This is a genomic window from Lentzea sp. NPDC058450 (assembly GCF_042721395.1).
GTDB lineage: Bacteria > Actinomycetota > Actinomycetes > Mycobacteriales > Pseudonocardiaceae > Lentzea.
This window is the reverse complement of record NZ_JBHXLO010000005.1, coordinates 79,337-93,648: the sequence shown is the minus strand read 5'-3', so window position 1 is coordinate 93,648 and position 14,312 is coordinate 79,337. Positions and strand designations below refer to the sequence as shown.

At 70.4% G+C, this 14,312-nt stretch carries 11 protein-coding genes; 3 read left to right on the top strand and 8 right to left on the bottom strand.

Annotation, left to right across the window (positions count from 1 at the left end; translation table 11 throughout):
* The first annotated feature begins 29 nt into the window (after positions 1-29).
* A complete protein-coding gene (locus ACFWNN_RS10345) occupies positions 30-830 on the top strand; it encodes a phospholipid scramblase-related protein (RefSeq protein WP_382439590.1) in 801 nt (266 codons plus the stop codon).
* Positions 831-1,000: 170 nt separating this feature from the next.
* Here the strand turns inward: ACFWNN_RS10345 and ACFWNN_RS10340 are convergent, their stop codons facing one another.
* The 7 genes from ACFWNN_RS10340 to ACFWNN_RS10310 all read right to left on the bottom strand — a co-directional run bounded on the left by ACFWNN_RS10340 (position 1,001) and on the right by ACFWNN_RS10310 (position 9,959).
* Entirely contained in the window at positions 1,001-3,928 is a 2,928-nt protein-coding gene (locus ACFWNN_RS10340) for a BTAD domain-containing putative transcriptional regulator (protein ID WP_382439589.1), read from the bottom strand.
* Between the two features lie 226 nt (positions 3,929-4,154).
* Positions 4,155-5,060, bottom strand: coding sequence for a hypothetical protein (locus tag ACFWNN_RS10335; RefSeq protein WP_382439588.1), 906 nt, complete (start codon positions 5,058-5,060; stop codon positions 4,155-4,157).
* Between the two features lie 332 nt (positions 5,061-5,392).
* A complete protein-coding gene (locus ACFWNN_RS10330; protein WP_382439587.1) occupies positions 5,393-5,587 on the bottom strand; it encodes a ferredoxin in 195 nt (64 codons plus the stop codon).
* The gene (locus ACFWNN_RS10325) at positions 5,587-6,780 is read right to left on the bottom strand and encodes a cytochrome P450 (RefSeq protein ID WP_382439586.1); all 1,194 of its coding nucleotides are present in this window, start codon (positions 6,778-6,780) and stop codon (positions 5,587-5,589) included. Before ACFWNN_RS10325 ends, ACFWNN_RS10330 begins: the two co-directional genes overlap by 1 nt.
* Before the next feature lie 78 nt (positions 6,781-6,858).
* Positions 6,859-7,419, bottom strand: coding sequence for a TetR/AcrR family transcriptional regulator (locus tag ACFWNN_RS10320; RefSeq protein WP_382439585.1), 561 nt, complete (start codon positions 7,417-7,419; stop codon positions 6,859-6,861).
* 148 nt (positions 7,420-7,567) lie between these two features.
* A complete protein-coding gene (locus tag ACFWNN_RS10315) occupies positions 7,568-9,457 on the bottom strand; it encodes a glycosyltransferase (RefSeq protein WP_382439584.1) in 1,890 nt (629 codons plus the stop codon).
* Positions 9,458-9,539: 82 nt separating this feature from the next.
* Complete coding sequence (locus ACFWNN_RS10310; protein ID WP_382439583.1) at positions 9,540-9,959, bottom strand: DUF6542 domain-containing protein; 420 nt, start codon at positions 9,957-9,959, stop codon at positions 9,540-9,542.
* Positions 9,960-9,993: 34 nt separating this feature from the next.
* Here ACFWNN_RS10310 and ACFWNN_RS10305 point away from each other — a divergent pair, with 34 nt between their 5' ends.
* Positions 9,994-11,061, top strand: coding sequence for an LCP family protein (locus ACFWNN_RS10305; RefSeq protein ID WP_382439582.1), 1,068 nt, complete (start codon positions 9,994-9,996; stop codon positions 11,059-11,061).
* 15 nt (positions 11,062-11,076) lie between these two features.
* Here the strand turns inward: ACFWNN_RS10305 and ACFWNN_RS10300 are convergent, their stop codons facing one another.
* Positions 11,077-13,308, bottom strand: a complete 2,232-nt coding sequence (locus ACFWNN_RS10300; protein ID WP_382439581.1) for an ATP-binding protein — start codon at positions 13,306-13,308, stop codon at positions 11,077-11,079.
* Positions 13,309-13,497: 189 nt separating this feature from the next.
* Here ACFWNN_RS10300 and ACFWNN_RS10295 point away from each other — a divergent pair, with 189 nt between their 5' ends.
* Positions 13,498-14,265, top strand: a complete 768-nt coding sequence (locus ACFWNN_RS10295) for an STAS domain-containing protein (RefSeq protein ID WP_382439580.1) — start codon at positions 13,498-13,500, stop codon at positions 14,263-14,265.
* Positions 14,266-14,312: the final 47 nt, after the last annotated feature.

The following is a 14,312-nucleotide window of genomic DNA, read 5'->3' as shown; positions in this document are numbered from 1 at the left end:
GCGTGTGCCGGAAGTCGTACGCTCCCACCATGAACACAGCGCCGGGGTGGTACCCGGACAACGCCGACCCGCGGTTCGTCCGGTGGTGGGACGGCGTTCAGTGGACGCCGCACGTCCAGCCGCGGCAGGAGCAGTCCGACGCCCACCACACCGAGATGCAGATGGGCGGCACCGGCCAGGACCGCGTGGCCCAGCAGGTGCAACGCGCCGGCGTGCAGGGCGTGGTCTCCGGCGGCGGCGGAACCCTGTTCAGCGAACCGGTCCTGGTGGTGAACCAGAAGGCCAAGCTGATCGAGATGTCCAACTCGTACGTCATCTACGACCAGCACGCGCGCCACCTCGGCACGGTCGAGCAGGTCGGCCAGTCCGGCGCCGCGAAGGCGTTGCGCGCCTTCACGAAGATGGACTCGATGCTGGACGTCCGGCTGGAGATCCGCGACGTGCAGGGGTTGCCGCTGCTGCGCATCACCCGGCCCGCGACGATGTGGAAGTCGAAGGTCCTGGTCGAACGCGGCGACGGCATGCCGATCGGCGAGATCGTGCAGGAGAACGTGTTCGGAAAAGTCCGTTTCGCCTACGTGTGCAACGGAATGCAGGTCGGCGGCATCTACGCGGAGAACTGGCGGGCCTGGAACTTCTCGCTCCAGGACCACACCGGCACCGAGGTCGCCCGGATCACCAAGACCTGGCAGGGGTTCTCGAAGGCCATGTTCTCCACCGCCGACAACTACGTCGTGCAGTTCCACCGGCCGGTGCCGGATCCGTTGCTGAGCATGATCGTGGCCTCCGGGGTCACCGTCGACACGGTCCTGAGCCAGAACCAGGGCTAGGCCCTGTCCTGCAAGTTCGTCAGGTGAGAGACGCGGGCGAGAGTCCCGGAGGCGGTGCCGCCGCGACGACCTCATACCGGGCGTATTCGGGCGTTGCGGCGGTGCCGTCTCCGGGGCCCTCGGCCGCCGCACTCGCCCGGCGAGACTTGCAGGACAGGGGCTAGGAACTCTCAGGACGTCGCCAGGCGGAGCTCGTCGACCTCCGCCTGGAACCCCGCCGCCGTCAGGGTCTCCTCGGCCTGACGCCAGTGCTCGCGGGCCTCCTCGGCACGGCCGGACCGCTCCAGGGCGTTGCCGAGCACGCGCAGCGAACGGCCGAACTCGGGCGGAGAGCCCATTTCGCGCGCCTGGTCCATGGCGAGGGACGCGAGCCGCAGCGCCTCCTCGGGCGTGGCGGCGAGCCCGGACCGCAGGCGCCACACCCAGATGCGGCCCTGCCGGTCGTCGTGCTCCTCGAAGAACTCCCAGGCCTGGCGCAGCTGTTCCTCGGCGAGGGAGTGCTGGCCCGACCGCACCAGCGTGTCCGCGAGGAACAGCCGGACGTTGGCCGCGAGGTCCGGGTCGCCGAGCTTCTGCGCCGCCGCCAGGGACGACCGCAGGAACGCCGCCGACTCGTCCAGCTCGCCGGTGAACTGGTGCAGCCGCCCCAGTTCCAGCGTCGCCATCAGCTCGCTCTGCTCGTCGCCGAGCTGTCCGGCCACGCGCCGGGCACGTTCCAGGTACTCCTGCGCCGCGGCGAGGCCACCGGCACGGCGTTCGATGGCACCCAACGAGCAGAGCACCTCGATCTCGCCGTGCGGGTTGCTCGACGCGACGAACCGTTCCATGGCTTCCCGATGTGCCGCACGGGCTTCCGCGGAACGCCCGCTCCACTCGTGCATCCAGCCCGTGCCGTACCAGGCGTAGGCCTCGCCCCAGACGTCCCCTGCCTCGACGAAACCCTCCTGCGCGGCCTGGAAGTCGGCGGACGCGGCGGCGTAGTCGTGCAGCCGGGCGCGGAGAATCCCCCGCTGCTGGAACAACATCGGCCTGCGATCCGCGGGCGCGCAGGACAGGCCGAGCGCGTTGATGTGCTCCCAGTCGTCGAAACGGGCCCGCAGGTCGCAGAACGCGGCCGACCGGATCGCCAGCTCGGCGGCCAGCGCACCGAGGCCCAGAGCCGCGGCCTGCGTGATCACCGCGTGGACGTTCTGCCACTCCGCGTCGAACCACTCGGCCGCGTCGCCGAGGTCGAACCGTTCCAGCGCAAGGGGTTCGAGCCGCAGCCCCTGGTGCGGCAGCTCGACGTCGGCGCGCATCGCGAGGTCGAGCCACTGCTCGAACAACGCCTTCAGCGCCTCCGCCGGATCCTCCGAAGCCGCCTCACGGCCGAACGCGCGCAGCAGGTCGTGCAGCCGGTAACGCACCTGTCCCAACGCATCGCGCCCGGCGTAGTCGACCAGCCGTGCGTCGACCAGCGCCTCGACGTTGTCCTCGGCGTCGTCCAAGTCCAAGCCCAGCAACGGGGACGCCACCCAGGCCGGGAAGTCCGGGGTGTCCACCAGCGACAGCAACCGGAACGCGGTCCGGTGCGACTCGTCCAGCCCGTCGTAGCTCAGGGCGAGCGACGCCCGCACGTCGAGGTCGCCCAGCGACAGCTCGTCGAACCGCCGCCGTTCGTCGGAGAGCCGCCCGGCGAGCTTCGAGAGCTGCCAGTGCGGCCGCGCCACCAACCGGGCCGCCGCCACCCGCAACGCGAGCGGCAGACTCCCGCAGTACGTCACGATCTGCTGTGCCGCAGCGGGTTCGGCCGCACACCGGGCCTCGCCGACCGCGGCCTGCAGCAACGCCAAAGCGTCCACCGACGGCAGCACGTCCAGCGGCACCACGTGCGCCGCCTCCAGTCCGGCCAGCGCGGCCCGTGACGTCACCAGCGCCGCGCCCGACGTGGTCCCCGGCAGCAACGGCCGGACCTGCGCCTCGTTCACCGCGTTGTCCAGCACGACCAGTATCTTCCGGTCCGACAGCAGGTCGCGGTACAGGTCGACGCGATCCTCCACAGTGGACGGGATCGCGCCGCCGGACACGCCCAGCCCGCGCAGCAACCGGTCCAGCGCCGCGGCGGGTTCGACGGGCTTCTGCTCGCCCCCGCGCAGGTTCAGGTACAGCTGGCCGTCCGGGAACGCGTCCCGCACGAGGTGCGCGCAGTGCACGGCCAGCGAGGTCTTGCCGACGCCACCGGGTCCGGTGATCGTCCACGTGCCCCCGGCGCGCAGCCCGGCCGTGAGCCGCACGACCTCCGCGGCACGACCCGAGAAGTCACCGACGGCGGGCGGCAGCCACGACGGTCCCGTCCCGGTGGCGACGACCGGTGCGGACGAACCCGCCAGCACCTCCATGTGCAGCGCGCGCAGTTCGGCGTTCGGGTCGATGCCGAGCTCGTCGGCGAGCACCTCGCTCGCGCGCCGGAACACGTCCAGGGCCTGCGCCTGCTGGCCGGTGTGGTGCAGGGCGAGCATCAGCTGGAACCAGAAGCGTTCGCGCAGCGGGTGTTCCGCCACCAAGGACCGCAGCTCGTCGACGATCTGGTCGTGCCGGCCGAGTTGCAGCTCCGCGTCGTTGCGGCGTTCCAGCACCTCCCAGCGCTGCTCGTTGAGCCGCTGGACGTCGGTCTGCTCCATGCGCAACGACGACACCTGGTCGAGGGCCGGTCCGCGCCACAACGCGGCCGCCTCGCCGAGCAGCCGTGCCTCGGTCTCCAGGTCCGGCGCGCGGCGGGCCTCGGCCCGCAACCGCTGGAACGTCAGCAGGTCGAGCTGGTCGTCCTCGAGGTGGATCGAGTAGCCGGTCGGCCACGTGCGGACGAGCTTGCGGTCCGCCAGGTCGTCCAGCGACTGTCTCAACCGCATGACGTACGTCTGCAAGGTCGCGCGCGCCGCACCGGAAGGCTCGTCGCCCCAGAGGTGTTCCATCAGCTCGTACGACGACACCGGCGCGTTCGCCTTCATCAGCAACGCGGCGAGCAGCACGCGTTGCTTGGCAGAACGCAGCTCCACGACCCGTCCGGAGTCGATGACCTGCAACGATCCGAGAACCCTGAACCCCCACCGGCGCTGCATGTGACCGATCCTAACCAGCCGGTAACCCCAGGTGTCAGCGAAATGTCAGCGGCGGTCGTGATGCTCACAGCCAGGAAGGGTCAGCGCCCCGAACCCCCCAGGCAGGGTCGCTGACGAACGCCGAGCGGAGCGGCGCCCAGGCCCCCAGCCGGACGTCGCTCCCTCCCAGACGGTGCCGCCGGGGCTCGAACAGCCCAAACCTCTCCTCGGGCCTCGGCGGCGCCTTTCAAGCAGCTCCCTGCGACGCGGTCATGAACTTGCCGAGCCGGGACACGAGGTCGTCGGCGGCCTCGTTGCCCCGCAGGCGTTCCGCTTCCTGCCGCAACGGGCGCATGCGGTCACGGGTGCGGGCGGAACGGATGGGGCCGGACAGCGCGATGGCCTGTTCCCCGACATCACGCGCGTGTTCGGCCTCGTTCTGCACCAGGTAGTTGACCGCCAGCGCGGCGAGCCGGAACGACTGGCTGCGCGACGCGTCCTCGCCGCCCGCCGAGATCGCCCTGGTGAGCAGCGGAATCGCCGACCGCGCGTACTTCACGTCGCAGGTGCGGGCGAGCTCGGTGTGCACCATGCCGCCGATCGACACCAGGTCGGCCAGGTCGAAGAACCTCGCCCACGGCGGCGCGTCCTCGGCCACCGACCGTTCGAACTCGTCCTCGGCGCGTGCGAACTGGCGCAGCGCCTGCCTTTCCGCGCCCATCTTCGCGAACGCCCACGCCTCGTTGGCGTGCAGGATGGACACGGCCAGAGTGGACCCGCTGGCCTGCGCGATCGGCAGTCCTCGTTGGAACGACGCCAGCGCGTCCTCGGCCAGTTCGTAGTGCAGGTGCACGCGACCCATCCGGTAGTGGATGTTCGCCTCCAACGCGCTGTTGCCCGACGCGCGCGCGAGACCCATCGCACGGCCGAAGTGCAGGTGCGCGGACTCCAGCAGTCCCATGTCGAACGACGACCAGCCGGCCAGGTTGTGCAGGTCCGCGATGGCCACCTGGAGCCGGTGCAGCACCTTGCCGGACGAGCCGGTGTCGAGCAGCGGGTTCGCCCAGTTCAGCAGTGCGACGCAGGCGTCGCGGCAGGCGCCGCCGCCGTATTCGTGGTCCAGTGCTCTGAGTGCGCCCGTGAGCGATTCCACGTGCCGCACATCCGTTTTGTCCACACGAGCGGGAAATGCTTCGCCGTCGAACATAGCTGGGCCCTCCTGACGTGCGCCGGTCACCCGTTGTACGGGTACCCGTTACACACCGCCGGTACTCACCGCGCCGCGTCACCATCCCGCTGTCCGGCCTGGTCGGGAAGGGTCTTTCGACCTTCCCGGGACATGTCGGCGCGGCCACCACAACGCCGTGGTGGCCGCGCCTACGATTTCGGACGGTCATGGTGATCGGAAAGGGGCCATCGAGGTGTCAAGCATGTCGGACTGAATCAATTTCCCGTGACGACATCGCACCGGATCGGCCGCTGAATTCACTCTTCCAGGGTGACCACCTGGGCCGGGCACCTGTCCACCGCGTCACGAACGCCCGGCAGCAGGTCCGCGGCCGGCTCGGAGATCAGCACGAGGCCGAGCCCGTCGTCATCCGACTGATCGAACACGTCCGGTGCGGCCAGCACGCACTGACCCGAACCGATGCACCTCTCCTGGTCTATCCGGACCGTCATCACCACACCACCGGAATCGTCGCCGCGCCGTAGGTGATCATGTCCTCGCGGAAGTCCATCTCGGCGACGGGGATCGCCGGCCGGACGTTCGGGAACCGGGTGAACAGCGAGCGGAGCAGGATCTGCAGCTCCGCCCTGGCCAGGTTCGCGCCGAGGCACTGGTGCGGGCCGAACCCGAACCCGAGGTGCGACACCGCCCTGCGCTCCAGGTCGAGCTCACCGGCGTGCGGGCACAGCGCGTCGTCCAGGTTGGCCTGGAACGTCACCGCGACCCACTCGCCCGCGCGGATCGTGACGCCGTCGACCTCGACGTCCTCGAGCGCCTTGCGGGCGAGCCCCGCGCCGCCGAGCCTGCCGACCGTGTAGCGCATCAGCTCCTCGACGATGGCGTCCGCGCGGCCGGGGTCGCGCTGCAGGATCGCCAGCTGGTCCGGCTTCTCGAAGAGCGTGAGCGTGAACAGGCCGAAGAAGTTCGACGTCGTCTCGTGCCCCGCCGCGAGCAGGCCGATGGCGAGGAACAGCAGCTCCTCCACGTCGAAGTCGGTGTCGTTGGCCATCAGGCCGATCAGGTCGTCGGTGGTGCCCGACGCCTTCTTCTCCTCCACGACCTTCATCAGCACTCCGCCCAGTTCGGCGGCCTTCGCCTCGTACTCGGCGCGCGAGCCGTTCTTGCCGAACATCTCCCTGGCCGTGGCCTGGAACAGCTCCTGGTGCTCCGGCGGCACGCCGAGCAGCTCGGCGATCACCAGCGACGGCACCGGCAGGCACACCGACGACACCAGGTCGGCGGGTGCTCCGGCCCGTTCCATCGCGTCGAGGTGCTCGTCGACGATCTCCTGGATGCGCGGGCGCATCTCGTTGAGGCGCTTGACCATGAACGCCCGCGAGAGCGGCCGGCGCAGCCGCAGGTGCTCGGCACCGTCCATCACGTTCATGTTCCCGGGCTCCGGCCGGCCGAGGACCTGCTCCCCCTCGGTGCGCATCTCGGGCTGGCCGTCCTTGTTCGCGCTGAACCGCGGGTCGGAGAGCACCGTGCGGACGCCGGCGTAGCTGCTGACGACCCAGGCCTCGACGCCGTTGGGCCAGAGCATCTTCACCGGGCCGTCGCTGATGGCCTCCTCGAACCCGGCGGGCGCGCCCAGCGGGTGAACGCGGTTCTCGTGCGGGACGGGGCAGACAGCGGCTTCGGTCATGGACATCCCCCTCAACAGAACAGAACTGTTCTTTTGAATCCATGACCGAACGTAGCGCAACGACTACGCCCTGGCGAGTTATTTGGTCCGAAATGTACTGAGGAGTGGTCTCAACAGGCCGTCGACGATGCCCTCGACGACCCCGGGGTCCTCCGACCGCAGCACGAACGTCGAGATCAGCGCGGTGATGAGGAAGTCGGTGTCGAGGCTGTCGGGGAGCTCGCCCCGCGCCTTCGCCCGGTCGACCGCGACCCGCAGGTGCTCGGTGTAGGCGCGGTCGACGTGCTCCTCGCGCAGGCTAGCGAGGTCGGCGTCCTGTCGGCTGCCCTCCAGCAGCCCCAGGAAGATCCCCGCCGTGTCGAACGGCGGCTCGCCCCACGCCCGGATGATCTGGCGGACGTCCTCGGCGAACGCGCCCTCGTCGGGCTGCGGCAGCTGCGGCAGGTTCGCCCTGAGCGCGTCGGTGATGAGCCGCGCCTTGGACGGCCAGCGCTGGTAGAGGCTCGCCTTGCTCGCGCGGGCCCGGCCGGCCACGAGGTCCATGTTGAACCTCGCGTAGCCGACCTCGGCCAGCACGTCGAGGACGGCGGCGAAGACCTCCTGCAGACGCTCCGGCGCGTCCAGCGGCGTGCGACCCAACCCCGTCTCCCGTCGATCAGCTGAACCGCGAGTTCGCGTCGGTCGTCCGGCCTCCTCTTCGGGTCAACCGCCGAAGGCGATTCGGGCCGAAGCGGAGGCCGGACGACCGACTCAAAGGCGAACTCGCCGCCGTCTGCGGAGCAGCGGCCTAGGGCACAGCGACCGTACCGGGCCCGGGCGCGTCCGCTAGCTTGCCCGTCCGCTGCACCGACATCCACCGCAGCTGCGTGCCGTGCAACGCCGTGATCAGCGACTGGATCACCACGACGTACATGAGCTGCCGGTACACCACCTGTTGCAGCGGATAGGCCCACAACGGCTTCAGCGACTCGCCGTCGAGCCTCAGCGCGTACCCGGCGCTCGCCGTCTGGATCAGCAGGAACACCGTCCACACGACCAGCCCGAGCGGTGCGTCCGCGACGAGGAACCCGTACAGCACGAGGAGGTCCATCACGGGTGCGAGCAGGGGCAGCAGCAGGTGGAACGCCAGCAGGTAGAGGAGCCCGAACCGGCCCATCGGTCCTTTCTCGACCAACGCGCCGCGGTGCTTCCACATCGCCTGGAACGTGCCGTACGACCACCGGTACCGCTGCCGGAACAGGCCGCGCACGGTGACCGGCGCCTCCGTCCACGCCCTGGCCTCCGGCCGGTACGCGACCCGCCAGCCCGCGCGCGTCACCGCCATCGTCAGGTCGGTGTCCTCGGCCAGGGTGTCCTCGCTGACGCCGCCCACGTCGGTGAGCGCGGCCCGGCGGAACGCGCCGACCGCGCCCGGCACGGTCGGGATGCAGCGCAGCGCGTGCAGGATCTGCCGGTCCAGGTTGGACCCCGCGCAGTACTCCAGGTGCTGCCAGCGGCCCAGGATCCCCTGCCGGTTGCCGACCTTGGCGTTGCCGGAGACCGCAGCGACCTCCTCGTCCGCGAACGGTTGCACGAGCTGGCCGACGGTCTCCGGTTCGAAGATCGTGTCGCCGTCCACGAGCACCAGGACGTCGTGCCGGGCCGCGCGGACGCCCGCGTTCAGCGCGGCGGGCTTGCCCTGGTTGGCCTGCCGGATCACGGTGAGGCCGGGCAGGTCGAGCTCCTCGGCGAGGTCCCCGGTGCCGTCGGACGAGCCGTCGTCCACGACGATCACCTCGACGTCGGCGAGGTGGTTGTTCGCGGCGATGGACCTGACCGTGGCGGCGATGTTCAACGCCTCGTTGTACGCGGGCACGATCACCGAGACCGGCGGCGCGAACCACGGCGGTGGCTCCTGCTCGCGCCGCAGCCGGCGGTCGGTGTGCGCGAGACCCAGTTGCATCAACGTCCGCAGCAGGCCCAGCAGCGCGGCGATCCCGATGGCCGTGCCGAACAGCACGAGCACCACCCCGCCGTTGCGCTGCGACCACGCCGTGACCGCGCCGGTGAACCGTTCGCTGCCCGAGGCCTCGACCGATGGTGCGTCGCTGACGAGCACGAACCGGTAGCCGGGTTGCTTCGCGAGTTCACGGGCGATGTCGCCGCCGATGCTGCCGTCGTCGTGCAGCCGGACGACGCCTTTGCCCTCCTGCAACGACATCCGCACCAGCGTGCCGATGTCCTGGTGCTCGCGGTCGCCGCTGTCGACCTCCTCAGGCGCGCCGACCAGGCTCGTGTGGACGCCCAGCGCGTCGGCGAGGGCCGCCTGCGCGAGGGCGAGGTTCAGCGGGTCGCCGAGGTCGCCCTCGGTCCGGAACCCGTCGAGCCCGATCCGGTGGCCCTCGGCGACGACCCGGCGCGCGACGTCGGGATGGCGCGTGACCTGGGCGCCGGTGACGTAGAAGGTCGCCCTGATCCCCGCGTCCCGCAGGCGGTCCAGGGTGCGCGGCGTCCACTTCGGGTCCGGGCCGCCGTGGAACGCGAGCGCGAGCGTGCCCGCGGGCAGCTCGTTACGTTCACCCTCGTGCGGAACGGCTTCGGGCTTGACCGCGGCGTAGGCGTGCAACGACACCACGCTCATCAGCACGAGCAACCCGAGCAGGATGGAGATCCAGTGCAGCCTGGGCGTGCGCGTCACCAGGCTCCCAGCAACGTGCCGCCGACCACGGCGGCGAACACGATCAGTCCACTCGCGACGGTCCAGCTGACCAGCCTCGCCGCTACCCGTCTGCCGCCGCTTCGATCGACGAAGACCTGCATTTCCGCTTCCCCCCAGAGAAAAGACGGACGACCGCGACCACCAGTGCCGCGCCGACCGCCGCCGCCATCCACGGGAACCCGTTCACCAGCCACGGGACCGCGTCAGCCGCGAACTCCTTGCTGCTTCCCCAAAGCGGGAGTCTCTTCGTCTGCCGTTCCCACGCCGCGTCAGCCACCGCGACGACGACGAACACGAGAGGTGGCGCCGGTGCCACCGTCCAGAGACCTACCCGCCTGACCAGCGCCGAGGCCACGAGCGTGCCGCTCACGAGCCACGCGCCGAAGACCCAGCCGAACCCTTCACCGTCCACCCAGACCCCCGTCTGCGTGAACACCGCCAGCACCGCGAGCGCGGCGAGACTGGGCAGTTGAACCCCCATGACCACCTAGAATAGTGGAGGGGGTGTCTCGTTCATGCAATCACGTGGTGGCCATCACCGCACCGTCTTTCTGGTCCTCACCCGCTTCGCCTGGACGGCCCTGAGCCTCGTCGTGCTGGCCGCCTCGGCGTTCGCCTGGTCCACTGTGTCCACCATCGCGACGGGCGTCGAGCGGTCCTCCGCGATCCCGGACGACGCGCCGCGCTCCGAGTCCGGCCGCAACATCCTGGTCATGGGCCTGACCACCCGCCTGGACCTGCACGGCGACCCGCTGCCCGACGACGTGCTGCGCCGCATGCAGGCGGGCGAGAGCGACCGCGGCGGCTACAACGCGAACACGCTGATCCTGTTGCACATCCCCGAAACCGGGCCGGCCGTGGCGATGTCGGTGCCCCGCGACAACCTCGTGGCGCTGGAGTCGGGCGGCGAGGGCAAGATCAAGGAGGCGTACGGGCGGGCCAAGATCGCCGAGGAGGACCGGCTGCGCGCCGCCGGCACGCACGACAAGCGGGAGCTCGAACGCGCCGGGCGCGAGGCCGGTCGGCGCGCGCAGGTGCGGACCGTGTCGGCGTTCCTCAACCAGCCGGTCGACCACCTGGTGGAGATCTCGCTGATCGGCTTCTTCCACATCGCCGAAGGCCTCGGCGGCGTCGACGTGTGCCTGCAGCACGCCACCAAGGACCCGTTGTCCGGCGCGGACTTCCCGGCCGGGCCGCAGCACCTCGACGCCGGCCAGGCGTTGTCGTTCGTGCGGCAACGGCACGGGCTGCGCGACGGCGACCTCGGCCGCACCCGGCGGCAGCAGGCGTTCCTGTCCGCCGTCACGAAGCGGCTCAAGGGCGCGGACGTGGGCGCGGTGCAGGCGATGATCGACATGGCGAAGCAGGACGTCGTGCTGGACGCGCGGTTCGACCTGGTGGAGTTCGCCAGGAACCTGCCCACCGAGGTGCGGTTCGACACCCTGCCGATCGAGGGCGGCGCGCACCTCGGCGGGCTCGACGTGAACAAGGTGGACCGGGAGAAGGTGCGGGCGAAGGTGACCGAACTGGCCTCCGCGCCGCCACCACCGCCGCCCAACGACGGAATCCCTTGCGTGGACTAGTTTCGAAACAAGCCCCTAGGCGCGGCGCTCCGTCACCCAGGTCGCGATCTGCGTCCGTGAGCTGAACCCGAGCTTCTGCAGGATCCGCTCCACGTGTCCCTCCGCGGTCCGGCGCGCGATCACCAGCCGGGCCGCGATCTCCTTGTTCGACATGCCCCCCGCGATCAGGTCGGCCACCTGCTGCTCGCGGCGGGTCAGCGGCGCGAGCAGTGCGGCCGGTGCCGGAGCGGCGCGCTCCTCCTCCCCGATGGCGAACGCGATGGCGTCCTCCAGTTCGAGGTCCATGCCCTTGCGGAACACGGCGCGGAACTCCTGCTCGCCGAGCGCGGACACCGTCGCCGACTCGCACTCGCCGTGCGGCGCGCCGAAGTACCGCGACCCGAACATCGGGTAGCCCACCGACTGCCAGATCTCGTTGGTGGCGCCCAGCAACGTCGCCGCGCGCACGGCGTCACGCCGCGAGGCCGCGATCCAGGCGAGCAGCTCGATCGCGAGCACGATGCCCAGCAGGTCGTGGAACGAGCGCTTGATCCGCAGGCACTCGCGGCCGAGCTGGTCGGCGCGGACGAGGTCGCCGCTGACCCACGCGCACAACGCCAGCACCCAGATCGCGTACGCCTGCGCCCACAGCTCGCCGTGCTCCTCGCCGACGGCCTTGGCCTCGACGCACAGCCGTTCGGCGGCGGCGAAGTCACGCCGGAACGTCGCGGAGATCGCGAGCTCGATGCCCGCGAGCATGGTGTGGCTGTTGACCGTGCCCTGGCCCCGGTACAGGCGCATGGCCTCGGCGAACCCGCTGTCGGCCAGGTCGAGGTCGTCGCCGACGAGGTGCGTGCAGGCGATGCGGTGGGTCGCGTAGGCGAGGGCGGTCCCATCACCGGACGAGAGGGCGTACTCGCGGCACTCGTCGAGCATCCGGACCGACGCGGGCAGGTCGCCCTGCAACGTCGACACGTAGCCGTTGACCCACAGCGCCTTGGCCCGCCGGGGGCCGGGTTTCGCGCCCGCCACGGCCCGGTCGAGCCAGTGCCGGCCCTCGCCGAGCATGCCGCAGCCCGCCCAGTAGAACCACAGCGTGCTCGCGAGGTGCACGCAGTGGTCGCCGTCCTGCTCGAAGCAGAAGTCCAGGGCCGACCGCAGGTTCGCGTGCTCCAGGCGGGTGCGGCCGAAGATCTGCGCCTGGGCCGGGCCGAACCACTCGGCCTCGCGGCGCTCGGCCCAGTCGATGAAGTGGTCCCGGTGCCGTTCGCGCATCACCTGCTCGCGACCGGCGGCGCGGAGCTTCTCCAGGCCGTACTGGCGCAGCGGTTCCAGCAGCCGGAAGCGGGTGCCGGCCGGGTGCTGCTCGGACACGACGACGGACTTGTCGACCAGTCCCTGCAGCGACCGCAGGACCTCCTCGGCCGGGACGCTCTCGCCCGCGCACACCCGTTCCGCCGCCTCCAGGTCGAACGTGCCGGCGAAGACCGACGCCCGTGCCCACAGGATCTGCTCGTCGCGGGTGCAGAGGTGGAAGCTCCAGTCGACTGCCGCGTGCAACGTCTGGTGCCTCGGGTCGCCGCCGCGCTTGCCGTCGACGAGGACCCGGAAGGTGTTGTCCAATCTGGACAACAAGTGGTCAAGGCTCAACACGCGCAGGCGCACGGCGGCCAGTTCGATCGCCAGTGGAATGCCGCCGAGCAACGCGCAGATCTGGCTGACCTGCCGGTGGTTGCGCTCGTCGACGACGAAACCCGGTTCGACGGCGGCCGCCCGTTCGGCGAACAACGCCAGCGCCGGTTCGTCCGGCAGCGGCAGAACCTGCCAGAGGTGTTCGCCGTCGACACCCAGGCGTTCCCGGCTCGTAACGAGAACGCGCAGGCCGGGCACACCGCGCAACAACGCGTCGACCAGATCGGCCGCCGATTCGATGACGTGCTCGCAGTTGTCCAGAACCATCAGCATCTGGCGGTCGCGCAGGTGTTCCACCAGGACGGTGCGGTGCATGCGAACGGTGTCGTCGTGGACGCCGAGCTGCTCCAGGACCGTGTGCACGACCAGGTCCGGATCGGTGACTCCGCCCAGGTCGACGCACCACACCCCGTCGCGGAACGCCCGGTGCGTCTCGGCGGCCGCGCGCAACGCCAGCCGCGTCTTGCCGACGCCACCAACACCCGTAAGAGTGACAAGGCGCGACCCGGACAGCAGCCTGCGCACCTCGGCGACGTCGTGCTTGCGGCCGACGAAAGTAGTTGTGTCAGCAGGCAAATTGCCTTTCCGACCAGGGTGTAGCGAACCTCCCACAGCCGCACCCTAGGTCGGTGCGATCTCTCGCTGCAACGCGGTCCCCCGGAGGTACCAACGCCGAAACACGGGTAGTTACCCCCTAGGGCGCATGCGGTCACATCGACAGTCTTGAAAGCTTGGGGACGCTCGTCGGCGGGAGGGGTCATGGCGATGAACAGCCTTGAGGTCGACGTCCGGGAGCAGAACGGCGTGCTCGTCGTGAGGTTCAGCGGGCGGCTCGACTGGGCGACGTACATGCGCGCGCAGGACGTGCTGCTCGACCACGCCACGAAGGAGCTCGTCGGCGTCGTCGTGGAGCTGGACGAGCTCGTCGCCGAGTCCCCCGCGCTGCTCGTGCTGTTCGACGTCGTGTGGCTGTCCGCGGCGCGCTGGCCGGGCATTTCGCTCAGCATCGTGGTGAGCGACCACCGGCTGCGGTCCACGCTGGAGTCGCGCGGGCTGCCCCGGCACATCCCGATGTACACGACCACGTCCGAAGCCGTGGGCGCGGTCGTCCGGCACCGGCAGGAGGACCGGGTGGACGCGCCGCTGCCGACGTGCCGCTGCCTGCCGCACGTGGCCGAGCGGATCACCGAGCGCGCCTGCGAGCGGTGGGGTGTCCAGTCGTTGCTCGACGTCGCGCCCCAGGTGGCCGTGGAGCTCGTGTCGCACGTCGAGGACGACAACTCGCTCGCGCTGCTGCTGCGCATGCGTGGCGACCAGATGTCCGTCGCGGTGCGCACGACCGCACGGTTCGACCTCAAGCAGTGGCACGTCATGAGGCACAACGTCGCGTCCATCGCCGTCTGCAACTTCACGATGGGCGAGACACCCGCCGGAGGTGGACGGCACATCATCTGGGCGTTGCTGGACGTGCCCGAGGACAGCCGGCGGCCGCCGATCCCCGCGTCCGAGGCCATCTACACCTATCAGGCGTGATCTTTGCAGAACCCGAACATTCGGCGGACCGTGCTCTGACCGTGAGC

Coding starts and splice junctions, on each gene's coding strand:
- ACFWNN_RS10345 (WP_382439590.1), top strand. CDS start 30: ATGAACACAGCGCCGGGGTGGTACCCGGACAACGCCGACCCGCGGTTC.
- ACFWNN_RS10295 (WP_382439580.1), top strand. CDS start 13,498: ATGAACAGCCTTGAGGTCGACGTCCGGGAGCAGAACGGCGTGCTCGTC.
- ACFWNN_RS10310 (WP_382439583.1), bottom strand. CDS start 9,959: ATGGGGGTTCAACTGCCCAGTCTCGCCGCGCTCGCGGTGCTGGCGGTG.
- ACFWNN_RS10340 (WP_382439589.1), bottom strand. CDS start 3,928: ATGCAGCGCCGGTGGGGGTTCAGGGTTCTCGGATCGTTGCAGGTCATC.
- ACFWNN_RS10325 (WP_382439586.1), bottom strand. CDS start 6,780: ATGACCGAAGCCGCTGTCTGCCCCGTCCCGCACGAGAACCGCGTTCAC.
- ACFWNN_RS10330 (WP_382439587.1), bottom strand. CDS start 5,587: ATGACGGTCCGGATAGACCAGGAGAGGTGCATCGGTTCGGGTCAGTGC.
- ACFWNN_RS10305 (WP_382439582.1), top strand. CDS start 9,994: ATGCAATCACGTGGTGGCCATCACCGCACCGTCTTTCTGGTCCTCACC.